Here is a 22717-nt window from a genome sequence, read left to right on the forward strand (position 1 = left end):
GAGTCATGTCGTCAGTCGTCGAGGAAGAAGTGAACTGCTCGTAGGACCGCGAGGAGGCCCGACTTCGTGACGGTCGCACCACGCGACTCGAAGTCGGGACTCCACCTTCCGCCGCTGGCCTCGACGATTGCTCGGGCAAGGTCCGGCTTGCCCAGAGCGTTGTCTAGCCCCAGTCCAAGGTGGTCGTTGACCAGCGCGAAGATGGCGCGAGGTTCGGTCGAACCCGTCGACATTGCGGGTGCCGCAACTCCCAAGAGCTCGGCAATCTCCTGAACGATGTCGGACTTGCGCAAAGGGACGGCTGCAGGCTCGAACACCATGTTGCGCGGCGGGTCCGTCATGTCTGGCTCCGTAGCTGTTCGAGCTGGTCTTCGGCCCAATCTGCCACCGGGACGAGGCGGTCGTCCTCGTTGACCGCGGGCAGCAGCGAGGCCAACCGGATGCGATCCAGAACGACGGTGCGCGTTGCGAGGGCGTTCCAGTCCTCCCCTGCAGCGACGACGTCGGGAACGGCCAGGGCGGTCGTTGGGTCCACGTCGAGTCTTAACCAGCCCGACCAAACGCGGCGGTCCACGTCTGCTGCCTTGTGGGCGTAGTTGCGCTCTAGCGTGCACTGGACGAGGACGACTGGGAACCCTGAACGACCGTCCGGGAACGGGCGCCAGGCAACGACATCGACGCCTCCGTCCTTGTTGACCGGAGGGCGGTATGACGTACCGATCGGGACCTTCATCAGGCCAGCCAGCCACCGCACCGCATCAGGGAACTCCACCGGTCGACCGTCTTCGGAGGGCCAGCCAAACCGCACAGATTGAGTGTCCGGCCCGAGGAGGAAGCGGGAGGCGGCGGCGGTGATTCGTTCGAGGTGCGCGGCGGCCACGGCAACATCCAGACTCCGCCGCAAGGGCCCCTCGCTACCCATGAGAAGCAACGCGGACCACACCGAGCGAGATGCGTGCTCGCGCGCGGCGGCCCCGGCCGCGACACGGAAGGGGTAGGCCTCCCCCACTGCAACGGACCGCCGAGCCATGGTCCTCAGGCCGAGGTCGAGGTCAGCCGACTTGTAGCCATGGACCTTGCCTGCTTCGAAGAGTGCGTCTGCACCCAGGGCCCGACCCGAGGCCAGGCACCTGGTCTCGATCCAATCGGCAACGCGGTTGGCCCGCTTGGACGGAGCGTAGGGCTCAGACATGAGTCAGTGTGGCGAGGAGGGCGTCGGCGGCCGCCCTCACCTCGTCCACCGCGTCAGACACCTCGCCGTCCTCGGCGAAGTCATCGATGTCATCCAGTGCTGACGTCAGGGAGTTCCTACCTGCCCGCAGTCGAGCCAGCAGCCTCTGACGCGGGTTCACATCTGCGTCCTTGGCCTTCTGGATCGCGGACTCGAGTGATTCGCTGGCACGAAGGGCGGACAGGCCGACACTCGACGCAACGACGTTTCCGAGCTTGCTGATGTCGCGTGACTCGCCGATCACCGGCTCGACCTCGCCGTCGCCGTATAGCCAGGTGACGAGTTCCTTCAGCTCCGGCGCCCGCGACGCGGGAATCGGCGCGACGCCTGGCTCCGTCTTCGACCCGAGCGGTGCATCGATGTGGGACCTGAGCTTGGGAGTGCTCATCGCAACTGTGAGCAGTGAGAAGGCTTCCTCGAGCGGACCGGTCTCGATACCTAGGTCGCGTGCCTGAACGGCGATGGCCTGGTCTCTGTAGAGGTTGCCCACTCTGGTCCGGTCGACGCCGATCATCTCTGCCACGGCTGCGAAGGACATGTCGTCATGGTCCACGAGTCGTGCGATGTAACGCGCTTGGGCGTACGGCTGCCACTGCAGGATCCCGGAGATGTGACGGAACCCGATGATTGGTGTGGCGGCAGCCCGGTCTGGCAGGACCACCACCGGCACCTGGTCTCCGTAGCTGAGTTCCGCTTGCTCGGCTAAGGGCGCCCACGGGGTCGGGTTTGCGAATTGAGCCCTGATGTTCGGGTCCACGAGGCCGAGGAGGGCCGTGAGCCTGCGGTTGCCCTCGACGACAACCCATTTGTCGGAGGTCCCGTCCTTGATGACGATGAGTGGTTCGCTGCCGAAGAACCCGTGAGAGGCAATGGACTCCGCAACCGTGAGGGCGTCGAAGCCCAGTTCCAGGTGAACAGCGAGATCCTCCTGGGCTTCGCCCTGCATGTCCGCGGGCAGACGTGGGTTCGCGGGGTCCAGCAGTAGATCGCTGAGGGGCACCCAGCGCTGTTCCCCTATGGATCGGACATCTCGCAGTTCGCTCATCCTCAAACCTTCCGTACGACTCCTCGACGTCCCGCGTGGATCGCGAGAGTAAACAGTTCTGGGGCAGCGCCGGGTTCGGTTGACCTCACCCGGTGAACCTGGACCACCACCCGTTCCGGGTCCTCGGTCACCCCACCGATGGCGCGGTCGCCCGGGTACCACGGTTGGCCGGGTCGGCGAACCGGATCAGCACCCTGCATCAGGTTGATGAATCCGAGCTCGGGGTCCCACTCACGCTGGCGCGGGCCACCCTCGGGATGCTCCATCAGGAGAAGGGGCGTAAGCGCTCCCCGGTCGGGCAGTCGCCCGAGAAGGTCTAGCAGCTCTTGGTGCCGCCACCCGGGACTGCTGCCCACTTCTACGCCGGCCCAGCGGGTGAGCAGTTGGTCGAGAATGACGTCCAACGGGAGCCACAGGGTGGGGTGGTGGAGCCTTCCGTAATCGGCCGGTGCTGCCCCCAGCAAGCCGATGGCCTCAACAATCGAGGCGTTCTGGTCTCGTACAAGGGGGTCCACGGAAGGCCTGCGAAGCTGGTGCCATCCGGGCCGCTCGTTGAACCGGGACAGCGTTGTTAGGACCGTCTGCCGAGAGGGCTTCGTTCCCTGGGGGAGGAGAAGGCCCACGTGGCGTGCCCAGGTGGACACGTCATGGCCGTCCGCCAGCCAGTCGCGGAGGTTGGCGCGGAGGTCGTATTCGGTATCGACCGTCTCGCGAAGAACCTTCAACGTCCGTGGTGTCGCGAAGAACTGGCAGTACGGAAGAAGGTCGGACCGGTAGCCGAAGGCGCGAGCCCGCTGCTCGAGCGTGTCGACCTGATCGCTCGCCGGGCGGTTCATGTAGGTGACTGTGAGTCCTTCGACCGTGAAGCCACGGTCGAGCTTGTTGCCGCCGACGAGCACATGGACGGGTGCAACTTTCCAGTCAACCTTGTTGACGTCGCTGACCGAGTTGACCAGCCAGAGCGTGGTCTCGCGGAGTGCGAAGCGGACCCCTTCTAGGAAGTCATGGTCGCTCACGTCTGGAGCGCCGAGGGTGGTGATCCGTCCGCGCTCGTCCATTACCTGCTGCGGTAGTGCGTCGACATCCTGGGCTGTGGTGGCCACCTCGGTCCAGCGGCGCACCAACCGCTGCAGAAGGAAGTGATACCGCGCCTGGACGTCGTTGCGCTGGGTGCTGTGCACGAGCATCGACACCGGTGCCGCGGTGGGGTCGCTTCGCAGCAGAAGTGCTGTGCCAGCGACGAAGCTTCCAAACGCTTCGACCAAGGACTTGGGCAGCTGTGTCGGCAAGGACCTTGGGGCCTGCTCATCGAGAGTCGGGATGGGCCTCACCACGACGTCCGCATGGTCGACGAAGAACTCGCGACCGCCCGTGTACCCCTGCCCGGGCTGTAGTAGCTCGATGAAGTCCGGGCGTAGATGGTCGTCCGGCTCGAGCAGCAGGGGCGCGTACGGGGTTGCGGTGAACTGAACGTAGAGATGGCGTGGGACGGCCGCCCTCAGCTGCGTTAGCGCGTCGTACGTTCGGCTCTCAAGGCCCTGGTTCACCTCTGTGTTCAGGCTTGCTTGGTCGGCCTCGTCGTCGATGATCAGCACAGGCATGTTCGTGGCGTCGGCGCCGGACAGGACCTTCGCGAGGGCGCTGATGCGGCCCGCGTGCTTGAGGACTGGCACCAGGACGGTCCGCCCACGCGACAACCAGTCGGCCATCTCCTTCGTCCGCGCCACGCCTGATGGGTTCACCATGACGACCCATCGATAGTCCTGCCGATGGTCCAGCCCGAGGGCCTGAATCAGGCGGCCGTGGTTCTGCTCAAGCAAGAGGTTTGTCGACCCCAGCAGTGCCACGATCACGCGGTAGCCCGAGTCTGCCGCCGCTGCGATCAGCGCAGTGATCGCGGTCGTCTTTCCGGACTGGACATACCCGAGCGCCAGGCCAGTGGCACCCGCTCGGTCATTGAGAGAGGGGCCGTGGGCGAGGATCGAGTCCACAACGGTCCAGAGCGACTCTCGTGTCATAGCCGACAAGTCACGACGAACGAAGGACGCGTCCATCAGATCGCGTTCTGCAGTCCCCACCGAATCCCCTTCTCGCCAAGATCCGTTGACGCTATCAACAAAGACTGATCGCGCCGTAGGGATCGGGGCATCCGGGATTAACCGGCGAGGGGGACGCGTCCCATCCGATTGACAGAGCGCTCCAGGTCTACCGCCGCAGATGAGAGGGCATCTCCGGTCGGAGCCGATCGAACGGCTCGCACAGCTTGAACCAGCTGCTGCGGAAGATCTGCGGCATTCTGCTCGACGTGCGTGCGGAAGACGTGCCAGGCCGCTCCCACAGCAACACCGTTACCGACTTGCTTGTAGGAGGCCGAGAGCCGCTGCCCGGCGAATGAGAAGTTGCGTGAGAACCCTTGGAGCCGTGCGGCCTCATGGGGGGTGATCCGACGCTTGCGTGCGCCGATGACGGAGGTCTGGGTGATGGCAACCAACGCAGGCAGGTAGGTCGGCGCCTTGGCCCGGATGCCGGAGGGTCGGAAGTGCATCACGGTGTCCCACAGGGATGCACTGTCCTGCGCCTGCCACTCGAGCTTGCGACGGGAAGCGGGGAAAGAGCGGAAGTCGGGGTTGGCCTTGCGCCAAGACTCGATGACCACCCGGTGGTCGTCGTAGAAGCGGGCGTTCTTGACCAGGAAGTCGGACTTCCACTTGGGAAGCGCCTCGAGCTCCAGTGGCATGAGTGAACGCTCAGGGCGCCACTCGTCGGCCCAGAGCGGGAAGCCGGGGAGGCGCGTGCCGGTGTCGGCCCAGATGCGCTGCACGAGGTCGTCCCAGACCTCGATCCACCGCTCCTCGTCCGTCGTCAGCTGGTAGCGGTGCAGGTCCGGGATCGAGGCGTCCTCGTCAAGAACCCACTCGACGTCCCAGTCGTGAACGTTCCAGCCGTCGACCGGGCCGCGCACTATGGTCGGAGGGACATCGGTCTCACGCTTCGCTCGCTCCGGGCCGACGTACGTCCCGAGGATGAACACGCGCTCCCGCACTTGAGGGGTGCCACCCAGAGATGGGGGGAGGAAGTGCGGAGAGAACACGGACGGGACGTCAGAGACTCGGTAGCCGAGTTGCCGCAGCGTCTTGATGATGACGTTCCACTCATGGCGGTGGCGGGGGCCGGTGAGGTTGCGGACGTTCTCCAGAAGCACGACCGACGGGGTGCGGTCCTCGAGGATGCGCGCGATGTTCCAGAACAGGGTGCCCCGCGCCTCCTCCATGCCTCGCTGCATCCCGGACTTGGAGAACGGCTGGCACGGGAAGCCGGCCGCGAGCACGTCATGCTTGGGCACCTGGACCTCGGCATCGGTCGGCGTGACGGTTGTGATGTCCTGGTTGATCTGCGGACGCAGATCTTCAGGGAGATGTTCTACCCAGTTCTTCAGATAGACCTGCCGCGCTTCCGGATCGATCTCTGACACGAACTTGCAGTGCCCACCGGCGTGATCGAGCATCGCGTGAAATCCGCCGATGCCTGCGAAGAGGTCGACGTACGTGAACGCGGGCTCCGGCATGGTAATCAGCTTATCAGCTGAGTTACCGTTCGCGGAAGCTCGACTCGCGACAGGCAGAAACTCCAATGGCAAGGGATGTGACACGGCTCGGAACCTTTCGACGGGTCAGCCGATCCTGTTGTGCAGCACGGGGAGAGGACGGAGGATAGGGACACTGACGACACCTCATCACTCGACACCGACAGAGGCCTGACCTGCAATGACGCGGTCAGTTGTCGAGTCCAGGTCGTCCCGAACGTCGCACTCCCAGACCCGCACGACCGTCCAGCCAAGAGTCTCTGCGATCGCAGTGGAACGCCGGTCGCGCTCGGCGTTGCGCTCCATCTTCAGGCGCCACAACTCGGCATTCGGGCCCGTCCACGCCGTCTTGCGTCCGTGGACCGGGCACCCGTGCCAGAAGCAGCCGTCGACGAAGACCGCGACGCGGCGACCGGGAAGGACGAAGTCAGGAGTGCAACCCTTGGCCAGCTGACGGTGGAGACGGAACCGTCCGCCTCGTGCGTGGACGGCCTGCCGCAGACGGACCTCGGGTCCGGTGCTGGTCTTGCGTCGGCCAGACAGGTGGCTGCCCGCCTTCGTGCTGACCCATCGCTCGACCACGCACTCACGCTACGCGCCACCTCACTCACGCGTCGTCACGGTCTTCGCGAACGGCCCTCGCGGAGTGGTGCCATCCGCCTACGGTGACTGGGTGACGGGGGCGGGTGACGAGAAGCGGATGCGGCTGCGGTACGCGGGGACGTGCCGGGTCTGCGATGCCGAGCTGCCGGCAAAGGCCGAGGCCATCTACGAGCGAGCGACGAAGAGCGTGCGCTGCGTGGCGCACGTCCAGCCTGCAGACGAACCGACCACGGCAGAGGTCGGGAGCGGGGACACCTCGAAGGAAGCACAGCCATCCAACGGTCCCGCGGCCGAGACGGCCGAGCCAGAGGCGGTCGACAGCGGGGTCGCCGGCGCATCGGCGCGCCGTGAGTTCGAGCGGCGGAAGGCCAAGCGGGAGGAGAGCATCCGCAGCAAGCACCCGAAGCTCGGCGGCCTCATCTTGGCGGTGACCGACGACCCGCAGTCGACGCGGGCGTGGGACACCGGCGCGGTCGGGGAGGAGAAGCTCGGCAAGGGACTCGACGCCCAGGCCGGCGACACCGTCAGCCTGCTGCACGACCGACGCATCCCGCGGACGCGCGCCAACATCGACCACATCGCCGTCACCGCACACGGAGTGGTCGTCATCGACGCCAAGCGCTACAAGGGCCGGCCGTCGCTGAGGGTCGAGGGCGGCATCCTGCGGCCTCGGGTCGAGAAGCTCATGGTCGGCTCGCGGGACTGCAGCAAGCTCCTCGATGGCGTCCTCAAGCAGATGGCGCTCGTCCGCGACATCGTCGGGGAGGACGTGCGGGTCACGGGCGCGCTCTGCTTCCTCGACGCCGACTGGCCACTGCTCGGCGGCGACTTCACCACCCGCGACGTGCGGGTCCTCTGGCCCAAGAAGCTCTACAAGAACCTCCAGCAGCCTGGCCCGTTGGATGCCGCCGCGGTCGACGCACTTCACCGGCGTCTGGCCGCCGCCCTTCCCCCGAGCTGAGCGCGCAGCCGATGCTCGACGAAGCTCGTGCTGTCGTCCTCGACCTCTTCCGTGGACGATCGTGCAGACGTGGTCGACTCGCACGCACCATCGACGACGCGGAGGAGTCGCTGACTGCTCTTCGCGGGTGGAAGCGGACGGTCACCATGGGCCTCGAGGAGGCGCTGGCCGAGGGGCGGTGGGTCAGCCGGGACGTACGAGAGACCTGGTCCCAGTCGGCGCCCCTGCCGAGCAGACATGTCGGAGCCCTCGCGCGGAACACGAAGGCAGGCCGGGAGGCGCGTGAGCTGATCGCCTTCACGTCCGCTGACTTGCGCGCCCTGGTGCACGACACCAACAAGCGCATCCGAGCCCAGGAGCTCGTGGCGCGCCGGCACTTCCTCGACACCATCGAGACCCAGCCGCTGACCGACGAACAGGCCGCGGCCGTCGTCACGTTCGACAACCGCGTCCAGGTCATCGCCGCGGCAGGGTCGGGCAAGACGTCGGTGATGGTCGCGCGCGCCGGCTACGCCATCCAACGGCGGCTGGTTCCTGCCGACCGCATCGTCATGCTCGCGTTCAACAGAGACGCGGCCGCCGAGCTCCAGCGTCGCGTCGAGGAGCGGCTCGAGGCGGCCGGCATCGATGCGCCGGGCCTGAAGGCGGCGACGTTCCACTCCTTCGGACTGTCTGTCATCGGCGCGGCGACCGGTCGCAAGCCTCGCCTGGCCCCGTGGCTGGACGCGGGCGGGGACATCGCGATGGTGTGCCGCCTGGTGGACGAGCTGCGTGATCAGAACCCCACGTTCCGTTACCGCTGGGACTCCTACCGGCTCCTGTTCGCCCGCATGTCCGACGACCCCAGCGGCGGTGAGCCCGACTCCTACGACCACAACACCCGGCAGACCGGTTACCGGACGTTCCAGGGTGAAACGGTCAAGAGCCAGGGCGAGCGGATGATCGCCGACTTCCTCTTCCTCAACGGCGTCAGGTACGAGTACGAGGCGCCGTACCAGCACGACGTGGCCGACGCCGACCACTCGCAGTACCGGCCCGACTTCTACTACCCCGACGCCGGCGTCTACCACGAGCACTGGGCCCTCGACCGGGAGGGAAACCCGCCTTCCGCATTCGCTGGGTACGCCGCCAGCATGAAGTGGAAGAGGTCGGTCCATCAGCGCTTCGGGACGACGCTGTTGGAGACGACCTGGGCATCAATCATCGACCAGACGGGGTTCGGCCCTCTCGCCGACGACCTGACGAAGGCCGGGCTGGTCCTCGACTGGAATCCCGACCGGCCTGTACCGGGGGCTACCCCGGTCAGGCACGAGGACCTCGCACGGGTGATGCGCTCGTTCATGACCCACGTCAAGTCGAACTCGCTGAGTCGTGCCGACCTCGAACGCAGGCTCGAGGTCGCACCTTGCAGCGTTCAGCGGTTCCGGGCTCGGATGTTCCTCGACCTGTTCTGGGACATCCATGACGAGTGGCAGGCCGGGCTCGCAGCGGACGACTCCATCGACTTCGAAGACATGCTCGTCCAGGCGGCGACCCACCTCGAGTCCGGCGGCATCGACATGGGCTACGAGCTCGTGCTGGTCGACGAGTTACAGGACGCCAGCCAGGCGCGCGCTCGACTCACCAAGGCGCTCGTCGACCAGCCGCACCGCTACCTGCTCGCGGTGGGCGATGACTGGCAGTCGGTCAACCGGTTCGCCGGAGCCGACCTCTCCGTGATGACGTCCTTCGCCGAGTGGTTCGGGGAGGGGCAGACGCTGCGCCTCCAGACCACGTTCCGCTCGCCGCAGTCCATCTGCGACGTCGCCAGCGAGTTCGTCGCCAGGAACCCGCGTCAGCTGACCAAGGTCGTCACCTCGGCCCACCCTGCATACGGACAGGCGGCCAGCCTGGTCCGGGTGCGCCGGTTCGACGAGGTGTCGGAAGCAGTCGCGCGTGTGCTCGACGATCTTGCGGCGCGGGTCCGCACGGGCGAGGTGACCCCGGGCCGCTCCGGGATGGTCGAGGTCGACGTGCTCGGTCGGTACCGGTTCGACCGCGACTCACTCCCCCGGCAGACGCCCCCCGAGCTCAAGGTCACGTTCCGCACGGTCCACGGCTCCAAGGGGCTCGAAGCCGACTACGTCATCCTCCCCAACGTCGCCTCCGGCACGTACGGCTTCCCGAGTGAGGTCGCCGACGACCCGGTCATGTCCCTGGCCATGGCCGAGACCGACCCCTACCCCTTCGCGGAGGAGCGGCGCTTGTTCTACGTCGCGCTGACCCGAGCGCGGCGGCACGTCACCTTGATCGGCGTCGAGGGCAGGGAGTCCGCATTCGTTGCTGAGCTGCTCGCGAGCAAGCGCCTCGAGCTGTCGCCCCTCAGCATCGTCGATCTTTCCGCGCCATGTCCGCTCTGCGGTCAGGGTGTCCTCGTCGTGCGCAGGCGGAAGGCCGACGGGAGGCCGTTCGAGGGGTGCAGTGCGTTCCCTCGCTGCCGGTTCACCCAGAGCGTGCCGAGCGTCGGGTCGCCGATGCGGCTGTCGGCATCCCCGGGTGCCCGTGGGCGGAACTGACCGTCGTCGAACCCCGGTGAAATCGTGATGAGACCGCGGAAACGGCCCTGACCATCGGCTTTGCCGCGGAGCCCGTCGGCAACCTTCGACAGTAGCCCGATCGGACCATTCCCCCGCGTGCGCGGCAGGTCTACATTCGGCCTCGTCGACTCCTGGCCGTGCCTCGAAGGGTTTCGAGCCGACACGGCCGACGTCCCGGGACGGTGACGCGACGGGTGCTGAGGGCACCTGGTCGCGACCCCCTCCATCGCCCCGGGACGTCCCGGCCGGACAACTCCATCCACACAGACGCACACGGCGCACGATCCAGAGCGTGCGCATCCCCGGACAGGGCGGCCGACAGGGGGTCGCCCCGTCCGGACACGACGGCGCCGGCCGTATCCCCGGGGGGATGCGGCCGGCGCCGGTCCGTCTGCGCTGCGGTCAGCTCTTGTCGTTCGAGCCGCCCTCGACGTTCGGGGTGGAGAGGTCGGAGCCCTCGGAGGTACCGGTCGTCGACGGGATGGTCGAGTCGCCGGTCTTCGCGTCGTCCCAGGTGGCGGCGGCCTCGTCGGCCGCGTCGCTCGCGGCGTCTTTGACCTCGTCGGCCTTCGCGGCGGCGGCGTCCTTGGCGTCGTCGGCCTTCGAGGCCGCGGCATCCTTGAGCTCGCCGGCCTTCTCGAGGCCCTTGTCCTTGAGTTCGGACGCACGCTCGGCGGCGGCGCCGGCGGTCTCGGCGAGCTTCTCGCGCACCTCGCCCGCCTTCTCCTTGGCGGTGTCGACGGCGTCGGACGCCTTGGTGGGGGCCGACGACGGCGGGGTGTACGAGCCGGCGCTCGCCCACGGGTCGGGGCGCTCTGAGCTCTTGCGGTACGCCATGACGGCGGCGCCGGCGGCGACCGCGCCGAGGAGGAGCACCCAGCGACCCTTGCCGCGGCTCTTCTTCGCGCGGGCGTCGCCCTTGAGGACGGCGTAGGCGTCGGGGGCGCGCTCGGCGGCCTCGGCGGCCTGCTCGCGCGCGGTCGCGGCACCGGCGGCGATGGCGGTCAGGGCCGCCATGACCTTCGGGAGGACGTCGTCGGAGAAGGTCTCCTTGGCGTGCTCGGCGCTCTTCTTCGCGTGCTCGACGCGGGGAGCCAACGCCTCGAGCGCCTCCTCGGCCTTCTCGCGCGCGGTCTCGGCGGCGTCCTGCGCGCGCTCGCGGCCCTCGCGCACCTTCGGCGCGACGGTGCTGGCGTAGTCGCGCGCGGTGTCGGCGTAGTCGTGCGCCTGCTTGGTGGCGTCGTGGGCGAGGTCGCGGGCCGACGTGTTCGCGTCGTGGGCCAGGTCGCGGGCCGACGCGTACTGCGCGACGGCCTCCTTCTTCGCCTTCTTGCCCTGCTTGCGCAGGTGCTTCGCCTCGGACTTGCTGCTCTTGCGGAGGTCCTTGATCTCGGACTTCGTCTTCTTGCGCAGGTCGTGGGCGGTGTCGGCGGCGCGCTCGGCGGCGTCGCGCGAGGCCGCGCTCACGCGGTCGGCGGCATCCGTCACGGCATCCACGGCCTGGTCGGTCCTGCTCTTGCTGCGGAACACGCGTCCTCCTCGGTGTGGGACATCTCTTCCGTCCATCCTGCCCTGTTTGCGCTGCTCGGGGCACATCAGGACAAGCCTCGATGCCGTGAGTCGCCCCACCCGGCGGCGTCAGGCCCGCGTGAGAGGATCGGAGGCATGAAGGCAACGCTGCACACCAACCACGGCCCGATCGTCGTCGAGCTCTTCCCCAACGAGGCGCCGAAGACCGTCAAGAACTTCACCGGCCTCGCCACGGGCGAGCAGGAGTACAAGGACGACGCGGGGCGCACCAACCCGACCCCGTTCTACGACGGCCTCGTCTTCCACCGCATCATCCCCGGCTTCATGATCCAGGGCGGCTGCCCGCTCGGCCAGGGCATGGGCGGCCCCGGGTACACCTTCGACGACGAGGTCCACCCCGACAAGCAGTTCGACCGCCCCTACCTCTTCGCGATGGCCAACGCCGGCAAGCGCATGGGCAAGGGCACCAACGGCTCGCAGTTCTTCATCACCGTCGCGCCGACCACCTGGCTCAACGGCAAGCACACGATCTTCGGCGAGGTCGCCGACGGCGCCAGCCGCGAGGTCGTCGACAAGATCGCCGGTGTCCGCACCGGTGCCCAGGACCGTCCGGTCGACGACGTCGTCATCGAGCGCGTCGAGATCGAGCAGTAAGCACCACGCACCACCACCCCGGGAGACCGACGTGTCCGAACCACCGCCGATCCCCCCGGTGAACCCAGCGCCGGAGGCCGCGGGCCAGGTCCCGACCTGCCCGCGGCACCCGGACCGGGAGTCCTACGTCCGCTGCCAGCGCTGCGGACGCCCCGCCTGCCCCGAGTGCCAGCGCCCCGCCGCCGTCGGCATCCACTGCGTCGACTGCGTACGCGAGGCCTCGAAGACCGTCCGGCAGGGTCGCACGACCTTCGGCGGAGCCGTCACCGACGGCCGGCCGCTGGTGACGTTCTGGATCATCGGCATCTGCGTCGCGGTCTACCTGCTGCAGACCGTGCAGCCCTCGCTCACCCGCGACATCGCGTTCGCGCCCGTCGTCGGCGACACGCAGCCCTGGCGGTTCATCACCTCCGGGTTCGCCCACGGCGGCCTCACGCACATCGCGTTCAACATGTACGCCCTCTACGTGATGGGCCAGTACCTCGAGCCGATGCTCGGCCGCGCCCGGTACATCGCCCTCTATCTGCTCAGCGCGTTCGGCGGGTCGGTGGGCATCCTGCTGCTGGCGTCGAAGCCGGCCGGCGGTGTCGCGACGCTCGCCGACGAGTCGTGGTTCACCGCGGCGGTCGGTGCCTCGGGGGCGGTCTTCGGCCTCTTCGGGGCGTTCCTCGTGCTGCAGCGCCGGCTCGGCCGGTCCGCGGCGGGGATGTATGTCGTCATCGGCATCAACGCGGTCATCGGGTTCGTCATCCCGGGCATCGCGTGGCAGGCGCACCTCGGCGGCCTCATCACGGGGGCCGTCGCCGCGGCGGCCATCGGCTACCTCGGCCGGGCCAAGGACCCGCTGCAGCCGCCGGACCGGCGCATCCACTGGGCCGCGCTCGGTGGCCTGTTCGTCGTCCTCGTCCTGCTGGCCGTGGCCAAGTACGCCCTCTGACCCGGCACCCCAACACCTCGTCGATGCCCCGGCCGCTGTGGCCGGGGCATCGCGCTGTCCACCGGTCGTCCACAGGCGTCCACAGCGCATCCACGCGTTGTTCGCACACTTGTCCACAGGCTGTCCCCATGTGGATTACACGCGTGTCATTCATCCCCAATGGGGACAACCCCTGTGGACAACTGGGGACGAACCTCCAGAACCTGGGGACGAGGTGTGGACGAGCGGTGCACGACGGGGAGTCCGGGCCGGTCATGCACAGGACCCCGGGGCTGCACCACGCATGTCGCGTGGGAGCCCCGGGGTCCGGGGAGCGGTGCCTGTGGACGGCGCCGGCGTCGACCTCGGCGGTCAGCGCCAGCGGGTCGTCATGAGGAAGCCGGAGAGCATGAGGCCGAAGCCGACGCCGAGGTTCCAGCGGCCGAGCTGCGGCACGGGGTACTGGTTGGCACCCGAGATGTAGAAGGTGACGACCCACAGCAGGCCGAGCACCATGAGCGTGAGCATTACCGGGACGAACCAGCGCGCGTTGGGGCCCTGCTGCGCCGCCGACGCCGTCCGCTGCGGGGTGTAGGCGGGCTTCTTGCGACCCTTGGACTCGGGCACGGGAACTCCTCCGGTTCGTTCAGACTCGTGCCCTAGCGTAGAGGCCACGTCGTCAGGAGAGGGGAGGCAGGGTGCCGGGCACGCACGCCGGTCGGTCCGAGCGGTCCTCGCGGCACGCCGGCCGGGTCGACCGACCCTCGCCGTGGCCCTGGCTGGTCCCCGTCGCCGCCCTCGTCGCCGGCGCCCTCTTCGCGAGCAGCGTCCGCGCCTCCGACGGTGAGGAGCTGCGCACCGGCTACACCCGGCTGCCCGACCTCATCCGCGAGCAGACCCGCGTCAACGCCGACCGCGCCGAGAAGGTCGACACCCTGCGCGCACAGGTCGAGGACGCGACCGCCGCGCTGGCCCCCGGCGACCTCACGACCCAGCGGCTCGAGCGCCAGGCCGCCGAGATCGCGACGGCGGCGGGACGCACCGAGGTGCGCGGGCCGGCGCTGCGCGTCACCCTGACCGACGCCCCGCTGCCCGGCGGCGAGGTGCCCGAGGGCGGCGACCCGGACGACTACGTCATCCACCAGCAGGACATCGAGGCCGTCGTCAACGCCCTGTGGGCCGGCGGCGCCGAGGCGATGATGGTGCAGGACCAGCGGATCATCTCGACGAGCGCCGTCCGCTGCGTCGGCAACACCCTCATCCTCCAGGGCCGCGTCTACTCCCCGCCCTACACGGTCACGGCGATCGGGAACCTCGAGACGATGCGGTCCCGGCTGCAGCAGGACCGCGCGGTCGACCTCATCCGTCAGTACGCCATCGCGTTCGGCCTCGGGTACGACCTCGAGGACGCCGGCACCCAGACCCTGCCCGCGTACGCCGGCAGCATCACGCCGACCGTCGCCGAGGTGGACACGTCGTGATCCGTCGCGCCGTCGGCTGGGTCGGCGAGCTCCTCATCACGGCGGGCGTCCTGGTCCTGCTGTTCGTCGCGTGGCAGCTGTGGTGGACCGACGTCACGAGCAACCGCTCCCAGGAGCAGATCGTGCGGGCGCTCGACGAGGGGTTCGCGTCGGGGCGTGACGCGGGCGCCGCGCTGCACGACGCGTTCCCGGAGCTGGGCGAGGCCGACGCGTTCGCGGTCATCCGCATCCCGCGGTTCGGGGCGGACTTCGCGCGGCCGGTCATCGAGGGTGTCGGGCGTCCGGTGCTGGCCCTCGGGGTCGGGCACTACGAAGGGTCGGCGTCGCCGGGAGCCGTGGGCAACTTCGCGGTCGCGGGCCACCGGACGACGTACGGGCGGCCCTTCCACGAGATCGACACGCTGCGCGACGGCGACCGCGTCATCGTCGAGACCGCGCCCACCGTGTACGTCTACGAGATCACCGGGCGTGAGATCGTCCGGCCGTGGCAGACCGAGGTCATCGCGCCGGTGCCGGACTCGCCCGGGGCGAAGCCGACGGAGCGGATGATCACGATGACCTCCTGCCACCCGAAGTACAGCGCGACGGAGCGGTTCGTGACGCACGGTCGCCTCGTCGAGGCCGTGCCGCGGGCGCAGTGGCGGCTGGCCGACTGGTCGACGGTGAAGGGGTAGGCGGATGTACGCAGCGCTGTGGCGATCGCTGCCCGGGCCCGCGTGGGTGCGGGCGCTCGTGTGCGTCGTGCTGGTGGCGGCGGTCGTCGCCGTGCTCTTCGAGTGGGGGTTCCCGGCGCTCGCCGAGGTGCTGCCCTTCAACGACAACACGGTGGGGTGAGTGGTGGGTGTGCCCGGCGGCCGGGGCGGGGCGCGGACCCGGGGCGGACCGGGCTGGGGCGGCGCGGCCGGGCGGGGCACCATAGGGGGATGACCCACGTCCTCGTCGTCGACAACTACGACAGCTTCGTCTTCACGATCGTCGGCTACCTCGAGCAGATCGGCGCCGAGTGCGAGGTCGTCCGCAACGACGCCGTGTCGCCGGCCGACGGCGCCGGCTTCGACGGGGTGCTCGTCTCGCCGGGGCCGGGGACTCCCGAGGAGGCCGGCGTCTCGATGGCGATGATCGAGGCGTGCGCCGAGCGGGCGCAGCCGATGCTCGGGGTGTGCCTCGGGCACCAGGCGCTGGGCGTGGTCATGGGCGCGACGGTGGGGCGGGCGCCGGAGCTGCTGCACGGCAAGACCTCGAGCGTGCTGCACGACGGGTCCGGGGTGCTGGCCGGCGTGCCGCAGCCGTTCACGGCGACGCGCTACCACTCGCTGACCATCGACCCCGCGACGATGCCGGAGTCGCTCGTGCCGAACGGGCACACCGAGTCGGGGATCGTCATGGCCGTGCGGCACGCGACCCTGCCGCTGCACGGGGTGCAGTTCCACCCCGAGTCGGTGCTCACCGAGGGCGGGCACCTCATGCTGGCCAACTGGCTGCGCATCGCGGGGATGGCGGATGCGGTGTCGCGCGCGGAGGGGCTGTCGCCGCTCGTGCACGACGCGGCGGGGGTCGCGCGGATGGTGGCCGCGACCTGAGGAGGGCGGCGCGCGGGCGTTCGGCGTCTGCGCTCTGGTAGCGAGCGTCGAGCGCCCGGCGCCCGGTTCGGGTCTCCTGAGAGCCGGGGGCGGAGGTAGGTGTCCCCGGACTCCATGCGCCGCGGAAGGTTTACCTTGCCCCGCGCAACCACTTCCTTGCACCGCGGAAGGTTTACCTTGCGGGGACGACCGCATGGTTGCGTCGGGAAGGGATCCCTTGCGGGGTGGAAGGGAAACCTTGCCGGGCGCAAGGTAATCCTTCCGGGGAGGCAGGATCCTGGGAGAGGTACATATCTCCCGGGCCTCCTGGGCGCGGTCGCCTCGGCGTCTCGGGGTGATCTCGCCTGGCCGCGGTGGTCTCGCTGTGCCGGGGTGCTGTGGCAGGGCGGCACGGCGAGATCTCACCGGCAGGGCGAGACGGCCCGGCTGGGCGAGGTCGAGGCGGTCAGCTCGGGGAGGGGCTCGGCGACGGGGTCTCGGTGGGCGACTCCGACGGGGTGGGGGTCGGCGTCGGGGTCGGGGTGGGCGTCGGCGCGGCCTTCTGGGCGACGACGATCTTCACCGTCGAGCCGGTGTCGACCGCCTGCTTGCCCTTCGGGTCCTGGCTGATGACGTCGCCCTCGGCCGCTTGGTCGGTCTGCTCGTACGAGGTCTCGACCTTGAGGTTGGCATCGGCGAGGGCGCTCTGGGCCTCGTTCTGGCTCATCCCCACGACGTTCGGCACCTCGACCTGGCCGGTGCCGACCGTCACGTTGATCCGCGTCCCGGGCTTGACCGCGACCTGCGAGCCGGGGTCGGAGGAGATGATGACGTTCTCCGCGGTGTTCGCGTCGTTGACCTCGTCGACGGTCCCGAGCGTCAGCCCGAGGTCGGAGAGGATGCCGCGGGCCTCGTCGAGCGAGCGCCCGGCCAGGTCCGGCACCTCGACGTTGTCGGGCCCGCCGGAGACGGTGATGCGCACCGTCGAGCCCCGGTCGACGCGGGTGCCGCCCTCGGGGGTCTGCGAGATGACGTTGCCCTCGTCGACCGTGTCGGAGGCGGCGACCATCGACTCGACGCGGAAGCCGGCGCCGGTCAGCGTGGCGGTCGCGGCGTCCTGCGGGGCGTCGACGACCGACGGCACCTGCACCTGCGGTGGCGTGTCGGACTCGCCGAGGTAGTTCACGAGGCCGAACACGAGTAGCCCGAGCGCGGCGAGCACCGCGACGACGAGGAGGATGGCCGCGGCCGGGTTGCGCTTCTTGCGCTCCTCCTCCATCACCTCGCGGCGGGTCAGCGGCTCGTCGTCGGCGGGCGGGGTGACGAACGGGGCGTCCCATGCGGCGGTGCGGTCGGTGAGCGCGGTCGAGGAGGCCGGCAGGGCCTCGGTGACCCCGGCCGCCGCGGCGCCGGCCAACGCCGCGGCCGACGAGCGGGCGGCGATGCTCACGGGACGCCCGAGCCGGACGGCCTGGAGGTCGGCGCGGAACTCGTCGGCGTCCTGGTAGCGGTCCTCGCGCGGCTTCTCGAGCGCGTGGAGCACGACGGCGTCGAGGTCGGCCGAGATCCCCTCGGCGAACCGCGACGGCGGCACCGGGGCCTCGCCGACGTGCTGGTAGGCGATGGCGACCGGGCTGTCGCCCTGGAACGGCGGCCGGCCGGTGACCAGCTCGAAGAGCATGCAGCCGGCGGAGTACAGGTCCGAGCGTGCGTCGACCGTCTGGCCCTGCGCCTGCTCCGGCGAGAGGTACTGCGCGGTGCCGATGACGGCCTGCGTGGCGGTGACGGTGGCGTTCGCGTCGGCCATCGCCCGGGCGATCCCGAAGTCCATGACCTTGACCGAGCCGTCGGCCGCGACCATGACGTTGGCCGGCTTGATGTCGCGGTGGACGATGCCCTGCCGGTGGCTGTAGGCCAGCGCGTCGAGGACGCCCTCGGTGACCCGCACGGCCTCGGTCTCGTCGAGCTGCCCCTTCTCGGTCAGCTCCTCGCGCAGCGTCCGCCCGTCGACGAACTCCATGACGATGTAGGGGATGTTGACCTGCGCCCCACCGGACTCGGTGTGCAGGTGGTCCTCGCCGTGGTCGTACACCGCGACGATCGAGGCGTGGTTGAGCGCGGCCGCCGACTGCGCCTCGCGGCGGAACCGGGTGATGAACGTGGCGTCGCGCGCGAGGTCGCTGCGGAGCATCTTGATGGCGACGGAGCGGCCGAGCCGCGTGTCGAACCCTCGGTGGACCTCCGCCATGCCGCCGCGACCGAGGAGCTCACCGACCTCGTACCGGCCGCCGAGCAGCTTCGGGACGTCAACCATGTCGTGCCTTCCTCATTCGCTCAGCCGTGCTTCCATCATCGCCTTCGCGATGGGTGCGGCGACCGCACCACCGCCGGTCTCGCTGTTGGCCGTCCCGCCGTCCTCGACGACGACCGCGACGGCGATCTTCGGGTCGTCCGCCGGGGCGAACGAGATGAACCAGGCGTGCGCGCGCCGGCCGGTGCCGTGCTCCGCGGTGCCGGTCTTGCCCGCCACCGACACGCCCTGGATCTGCGCCCGCGTGCCCGAGCCCTCCTGCACGACACCGACCATCATGTCCGTGAGGGTCGCGGCGACCTCGGGGGTCACGGCCTCCGACAGCTCGGTCGGGTCGGCCGACTCGATGACCGACAGGTCCGAGCCGATGACGGACTGCACGAGGTAGGGCTTCATGACGACGCCCTTGTTCGCGATGCCGGCCGCGACCATCGCCATCTGCATCGGGGTGACGCGGACGTCGTACTGACCGATCGAGGCCTGCGCGAGCTGCGGCTCGTTCATCTCGGCGGGGACGCTGCTCGGCGTCACCCGCATCGGGACGGTCAGCGCGTCGCCGAAGCCGAACTTCGCGGCCTGCTCGCGCAGCGCGTCGGCGCCGATCTCCATGCCGGCCTCACCGAAGGCGGGGTTGCACGAGACGACGAGGGCCTGCTTGAGCGTGATCCGGCCGGACGGGCTGCACGGCACGTTGCCGTGGTTGGGCAGGTCGGTGTCGGTGAGGGGCAGGTCGAGCGAGGCGCCGCCGGGCAGCTCGGAGTCGGCCGTGTACTTGCCGCTGGTCAGCGCGGCCGCCGCGGTGACGACCTTGAAGACCGACCCGGGCGGGTAGAGGTCGCCGGCGATGGCGCGGTCGACGAGCGGCCGGCCGTCCGCCTTGAGCAGCGACTGGTAGTTGGCGTCGACCTTGCCGAGGTCGTGACCGGCCAGCGTGTTGGGGTCGAACGAGGGGCGGCTGACGAGCGCGAGGATCGCGCCGGTCTTGGGGTCGAGGGCCACCGCGGCGCCGCGCGCATCGCCGATGCCGTCGGACGCGGCCTTCTGGACGGCGGCGTCGAGCGTGGTCTCGACGGTGGCGCCCTGCGGCCGGCGTCCGGTGAAGAGGTCGGAGATGCGCCGGTAGAAGAGCTTGTCGCTCGAGCCCGACAGCAGCTCGTTCTCGGACTGCTCGAGCCCGCCGACCGCGCCGTAGAAGGAGTAGAAGCCGGTGACGTGCGCGAAGAGGTCGGCGGCGTCGTAGGTGCGCTGGAACTTGAACTCGTCGTCGGTCGGCACCGACTTCGCGATCGGGGTCTGCCCGACGAGGATCTCGCCGCGCTCGCGGGCGTACGTCGCGAGCAGCGTCCGGCGGTTGTCCGGGCGACCGTTGAGGTCGGCGGCGAACACGTACTGGATGAGCGTCGTCGAGACGAGCAGCGCCGCGAAGAGACCGGCGACGAGGAAGGAGAGGCGGCGGACGGGGGCGTTCACGACAGCTTCACCACCTCGGTGCGGGCCTCGCCGACCGCGCTCTGCGCGGACTCGTCGGGCAGCGGGCGGCGGGCGTGGTCCGAGATGCGCAGCAGGATGGCGAGCAACGTCCAGTTGGCGAGCAGCGAGGAGCCGCCCGAGGAGAGGAAGGGGGCCGTGAGACCGGTCAGCGGGATGACCCGCGTGACGCCGCCGACGACGACGAAGCACTGGAGGGCGAGCGAGAACGAGAGGCCGGCGGCGAGCAGCTTGCCGAAGCCGTCACGCGTGCCGAGCGAGGTGCGCAGGCCGCGCTCGACGAGCAGCGCGTAGAGCACGAGGATCGCGAAGAGCCCGACGAGCCCGAGCTCCTCGCCGAAGCTCGGGATGATGAAGTCCGACTCCGCGAGGTAGGTCAGGTCAGGGCGCCCGCGGCCGAGGCCGGTGCCGACCATCCCGCCGGCGGCCATCCCCATGAGGCCCTTGGCGAGCTGGTCGGAGGTCTGCAGCGCCTCGGGGCTGAAGGTGTGCAGCCACAGCAGGACCCGGACCTGGACGTGCGCGAACGCGAGGTAGGCGACGTACGCGCCGGCCCCGAAGAGCCCGAGGCCGATCGCGATCCACGACACCCGCTCGGTGGCGACGTAGAGCATCGCGACGAAGAGGCCGAAGAAGAGCAGCGACGAGCCGAGGTCGCGCTCGAAGACGAGCACGCTCAGGCTCGCGAGCCACGCGATGAGGATCGGCCCGAGGTCGCGGGCGCGCGGGAGCGTGAGGCCGAGGATCTTGCGGCCGGCGACCGACAGCGCGTCTCGCGTCTGCACGAGGTAGCCCGCGAAGAACACCGCGAGCGAGATCTTGGCGATCTCACCCGGCTGGAACGAGAACGGCCCCAGCCGGATCCAGATGCGCGAGCCGAACTCGGAGGTGCCGATGACCGGCAGCAGCGGCAGCAGGAGCAGCGAGAAGCCGGCGACCCCCGCGACGTAGGTGTAACGGCGCAGGATGCGGTGGTCGCGCAGCACGACGAGCACCGCCGCGGCGATCGCGACGGCCAGCGCGCTCCACATCAGCTGGCGCAGCGCCACCCCGTCGGCGATGTCGCGGCCGCGGGCGATGTCGACGCGGTGGATCATCACGAGACCGAGGCCGTTGAGCAGCGTGACGATCGGCAGGAGCAGCGGGTCGGCGTACTTCGCCCGCCAGCGCAGCACGACGTGGAAGGCCAGCGACACACCGAGGTAGCCGAGCCCGAGCGCAGCGAGGCCCGGTGGCACCGTGCCGGTCGTGGCCAGGCCGAGGTTGACGTAGGCGAGCCCGACGATGCCGACCGCCCCGAGCACGAGGACGAGCTCGGTGGTGCGGCCGGAGCGCGGCGCGACGGACGAGACGGTGCTCATGCCGGCGGCGGGACGGTCGGGGTGGACGTGGTCGAGAGCGACGGCAGGCCGCTGGACGACGCCGACGGGGACGCGGACGGCGACGGGGAGGCGGACCCGGAGGGGGACGCCGACGGGGACGCGCTGGGGCTCGGCGGTGTCCATCCGGGCTGGACCGTGCGGCACTCGTCGCCCTGGCTGCGGGCGTAGCGGCACGCCTCGGCCTGCAGGCGCAGCTCGGTGACGCGTGCGTCGGCGTCGGCCCGGCTGCTCGCCTCGATGCCGGCCTCGATGTTCTGCTGGTAGGAGTCGGGCAGCTCGTCGACGGGGATGGTCGTCGCGTACTCCGGGGAGTGCAGCGAGATCGGGCCGAGGTCCTGGTCGACCCCGCGGAAGACCGTGACGACGCCGTCCTGCTCGCCGAGGTAGTACTGCTGCTGCGACCACGCGTAGGCCGCGTAGGAGCCGCCGGCGACGACGACCGCGGCGACGACGAGGGCCGCGACGACGCGCAGCACCGTGCCGCGGCGGGTGCGCGGGCCCTCCTCGGCGAGGGTGACGCCGTCGTCGTCGGTGTCGTCGTCCCCGCCGGTGGCCGCCTTGCTCAGCGCGGCGGCCTTCTCGGCCGGGGTGACCGGCACCGGGCGCGTGCCGCGGCGGCGCTCGGCCGCGGCGCCGACGACCTGCGGCTGGGTGGGCGGGGCGTCGACCTTCGCGATGTCGACGAGGTCGCCGACGATGACGGTCACGTTGTCGGGGGCACCGGCGCGCAGGGCGAGCCCGACGAGCCGCTCGGCACACTCGCCGGGGTCGCGGGTCTCGCGCAGGACGTCGTCGACGGTCTCGCGCGCCACGTAGTCGGTGAGGCCGTCGGAGGCGATGAGGTAGCGGTCGCCGGCGCGGCCCTGGCGCACGACGAGGTCGGGCTCGTCCTCGTCGCTGCCGGTGAGCACGCGGGTGACGAGCGAGCGCTGCGGGTGGGTCTTCGCCTCGTCGGCGGTGATGCGTCCCTCGTCGACGAGGTTCTGCACGAACGAGTGGTCCTTGGTCACCTGCGTGACCTCGCCGTCGCGCAGCAGGAACGCGCGCGAGTCGCCGATGTGCGCCAACGCGATCCGGTCGCCGGTGCGCAGCATCGCGATGAGCGTCGTGCCCATCCCGTCCAGGCGCGGGTCGTCGTCGATCGCCGTCCCGATCTCGCGGTTGGCCTCGCGGATGCGGTCGAGCAGCGCCTGGCTCGCGTCCCGCCCGGACAACGACTGGCCGTCGAGGTCGACGAGGGCCGCGACGACGGTCGAGCTCGCGACGTCGCCGCCGGCGTGCCCGCCCATCCCGTCGGCCATCGCGAGGAGGTGGGGGCCGGCGTAGCCCGAGTCCTCGTTGTTGGACCGCACCATGCCGACGTCGGAGCGCGCCGCGTAGTGGAAGGCGAACGGCAT

Annotated in this window: 20 protein-coding genes; 8 read left to right on the plus strand and 12 right to left on the minus strand. The window is 69.9% G+C overall.

Annotated features, from left to right (window positions below; all coding sequences use genetic code 11):
• Nucleotides 1-11 precede the first annotated feature (11 nt).
• The 6 genes from LG324_RS01450 to LG324_RS01475 all read right to left on the minus strand — a co-directional run bounded on the left by LG324_RS01450 (nt 12) and on the right by LG324_RS01475 (nt 6441).
• Nucleotides 12-341, minus strand: a complete 330-nt coding sequence (locus LG324_RS01450) for a hypothetical protein (protein WP_404351152.1) — start codon at nt 339-341, stop codon at nt 12-14.
• On the minus strand, nt 338-1192 hold the full coding sequence (locus LG324_RS01455; RefSeq protein WP_404351155.1) for a hypothetical protein: 855 nt from the start codon (nt 1190-1192) through the stop codon (nt 338-340). Before LG324_RS01455 ends, LG324_RS01450 begins: the two co-directional genes overlap by 4 nt.
• Nucleotides 1185-2276, minus strand: a complete 1092-nt coding sequence (locus tag LG324_RS01460) for a hypothetical protein (protein ID WP_404351158.1) — start codon at nt 2274-2276, stop codon at nt 1185-1187. Before LG324_RS01460 ends, LG324_RS01455 begins: the two co-directional genes overlap by 8 nt.
• Before the next feature lie 2 nt (nt 2277-2278).
• Entirely contained in the window at nt 2279-4330 is a 2052-nt protein-coding gene (locus LG324_RS01465; RefSeq protein WP_404351161.1) for a Z1 domain-containing protein, read from the minus strand.
• A 101-nt stretch (nt 4331-4431) separates the two neighbouring features.
• Nucleotides 4432-5841, minus strand: coding sequence for a DNA cytosine methyltransferase (locus LG324_RS01470; protein WP_404351164.1), 1410 nt, complete (start codon nt 5839-5841; stop codon nt 4432-4434).
• A gap of 168 nt (nt 5842-6009) precedes the next feature.
• Complete coding sequence (locus LG324_RS01475; protein WP_404351167.1) at nt 6010-6441, minus strand: very short patch repair endonuclease; 432 nt, start codon at nt 6439-6441, stop codon at nt 6010-6012.
• A gap of 91 nt (nt 6442-6532) precedes the next feature.
• On the opposite strand from LG324_RS01475, the gene LG324_RS01480 reads away from it, so the two are divergent.
• Together LG324_RS01480 and LG324_RS01485 are read left to right on the plus strand one after the other, a co-directional pair.
• Entirely contained in the window at nt 6533-7423 is an 891-nt protein-coding gene (locus LG324_RS01480; protein ID WP_404351170.1) for a nuclease-related domain-containing protein, read from the plus strand.
• An 11-nt stretch (nt 7424-7434) separates the two neighbouring features.
• Nucleotides 7435-9978, plus strand: coding sequence for a UvrD-helicase domain-containing protein (locus tag LG324_RS01485; RefSeq protein WP_404351173.1), 2544 nt, complete (start codon nt 7435-7437; stop codon nt 9976-9978).
• Nucleotides 9979-10401: 423 nt separating this feature from the next.
• Here LG324_RS01485 and LG324_RS01490 read toward each other — a convergent pair whose 3' ends face one another.
• A complete protein-coding gene (locus tag LG324_RS01490; protein WP_404351176.1) occupies nt 10402-11529 on the minus strand; it encodes a hypothetical protein in 1128 nt (375 codons plus the stop codon).
• A gap of 135 nt (nt 11530-11664) precedes the next feature.
• Between LG324_RS01490 and LG324_RS01495 the strand changes: the two genes are divergently transcribed.
• Nucleotides 11665-12183 carry a peptidylprolyl isomerase gene (locus LG324_RS01495; RefSeq protein ID WP_404351179.1) on the plus strand — a complete coding sequence of 173 codons (519 nt, stop codon included), beginning with the start codon at nt 11665-11667 and terminating at the stop codon, nt 12181-12183.
• A gap of 58 nt (nt 12184-12241) precedes the next feature.
• Entirely contained in the window at nt 12242-13120 is an 879-nt protein-coding gene (locus tag LG324_RS01500) for a rhomboid family intramembrane serine protease (RefSeq protein WP_404351182.1), read from the plus strand.
• A gap of 351 nt (nt 13121-13471) precedes the next feature.
• On the opposite strand, the gene LG324_RS01505 is transcribed toward LG324_RS01500, so the two are convergent.
• Nucleotides 13472-13726, minus strand: a complete 255-nt coding sequence (locus LG324_RS01505) for a cell division protein CrgA (RefSeq protein WP_030527270.1) — start codon at nt 13724-13726, stop codon at nt 13472-13474.
• Nucleotides 13727-13797: 71 nt separating this feature from the next.
• On the opposite strand from LG324_RS01505, the gene LG324_RS01510 reads away from it, so the two are divergent.
• The 4 genes from LG324_RS01510 to LG324_RS01525 all read left to right on the plus strand — a co-directional run bounded on the left by LG324_RS01510 (nt 13798) and on the right by LG324_RS01525 (nt 16160).
• A complete protein-coding gene (locus LG324_RS01510) occupies nt 13798-14580 on the plus strand; it encodes a DUF881 domain-containing protein (protein ID WP_404351185.1) in 783 nt (260 codons plus the stop codon).
• Entirely contained in the window at nt 14577-15254 is a 678-nt protein-coding gene (locus tag LG324_RS01515; protein ID WP_404351188.1) for a class E sortase, read from the plus strand. Before LG324_RS01510 ends, LG324_RS01515 begins: the two co-directional genes overlap by 4 nt.
• Before the next feature lie 4 nt (nt 15255-15258).
• Nucleotides 15259-15414, plus strand: coding sequence for a hypothetical protein (locus LG324_RS01520; protein ID WP_404351191.1), 156 nt, complete (start codon nt 15259-15261; stop codon nt 15412-15414).
• An 89-nt stretch (nt 15415-15503) separates the two neighbouring features.
• Nucleotides 15504-16160, plus strand: a complete 657-nt coding sequence (locus tag LG324_RS01525) for an aminodeoxychorismate/anthranilate synthase component II (protein ID WP_404351193.1) — start codon at nt 15504-15506, stop codon at nt 16158-16160.
• 445 nt (nt 16161-16605) lie between these two features.
• Here LG324_RS01525 and pknB read toward each other — a convergent pair whose 3' ends face one another.
• From pknB to LG324_RS01545, 4 genes are read right to left on the minus strand one after another with little or no spacing between them, the layout of a single operon-like run.
• On the minus strand, nt 16606-18453 hold the full coding sequence (gene pknB, locus LG324_RS01530) for a Stk1 family PASTA domain-containing Ser/Thr kinase (protein ID WP_404351196.1): 1848 nt from the start codon (nt 18451-18453) through the stop codon (nt 16606-16608).
• 12 nt (nt 18454-18465) lie between these two features.
• The gene (locus LG324_RS01535; protein WP_404351199.1) at nt 18466-19920 is read right to left on the minus strand and encodes a peptidoglycan D,D-transpeptidase FtsI family protein; all 1455 of its coding nucleotides are present in this window, start codon (nt 19918-19920) and stop codon (nt 18466-18468) included.
• Nucleotides 19917-21299, minus strand: coding sequence for an FtsW/RodA/SpoVE family cell cycle protein (locus tag LG324_RS01540; RefSeq protein ID WP_207025382.1), 1383 nt, complete (start codon nt 21297-21299; stop codon nt 19917-19919). Before LG324_RS01540 ends, LG324_RS01535 begins: the two co-directional genes overlap by 4 nt.
• Nucleotides 21296-22717 carry a PP2C family protein-serine/threonine phosphatase gene (locus LG324_RS01545; RefSeq protein WP_404351202.1) on the minus strand — a complete coding sequence of 474 codons (1422 nt, stop codon included), beginning with the start codon at nt 22715-22717 and terminating at the stop codon, nt 21296-21298. Before LG324_RS01545 ends, LG324_RS01540 begins: the two co-directional genes overlap by 4 nt.

Source organism: Phycicoccus jejuensis (genome assembly GCF_044797865.1).
GTDB classification, from domain to species: Bacteria; Actinomycetota; Actinomycetes; order Actinomycetales; family Dermatophilaceae; genus Phycicoccus; species Phycicoccus jejuensis.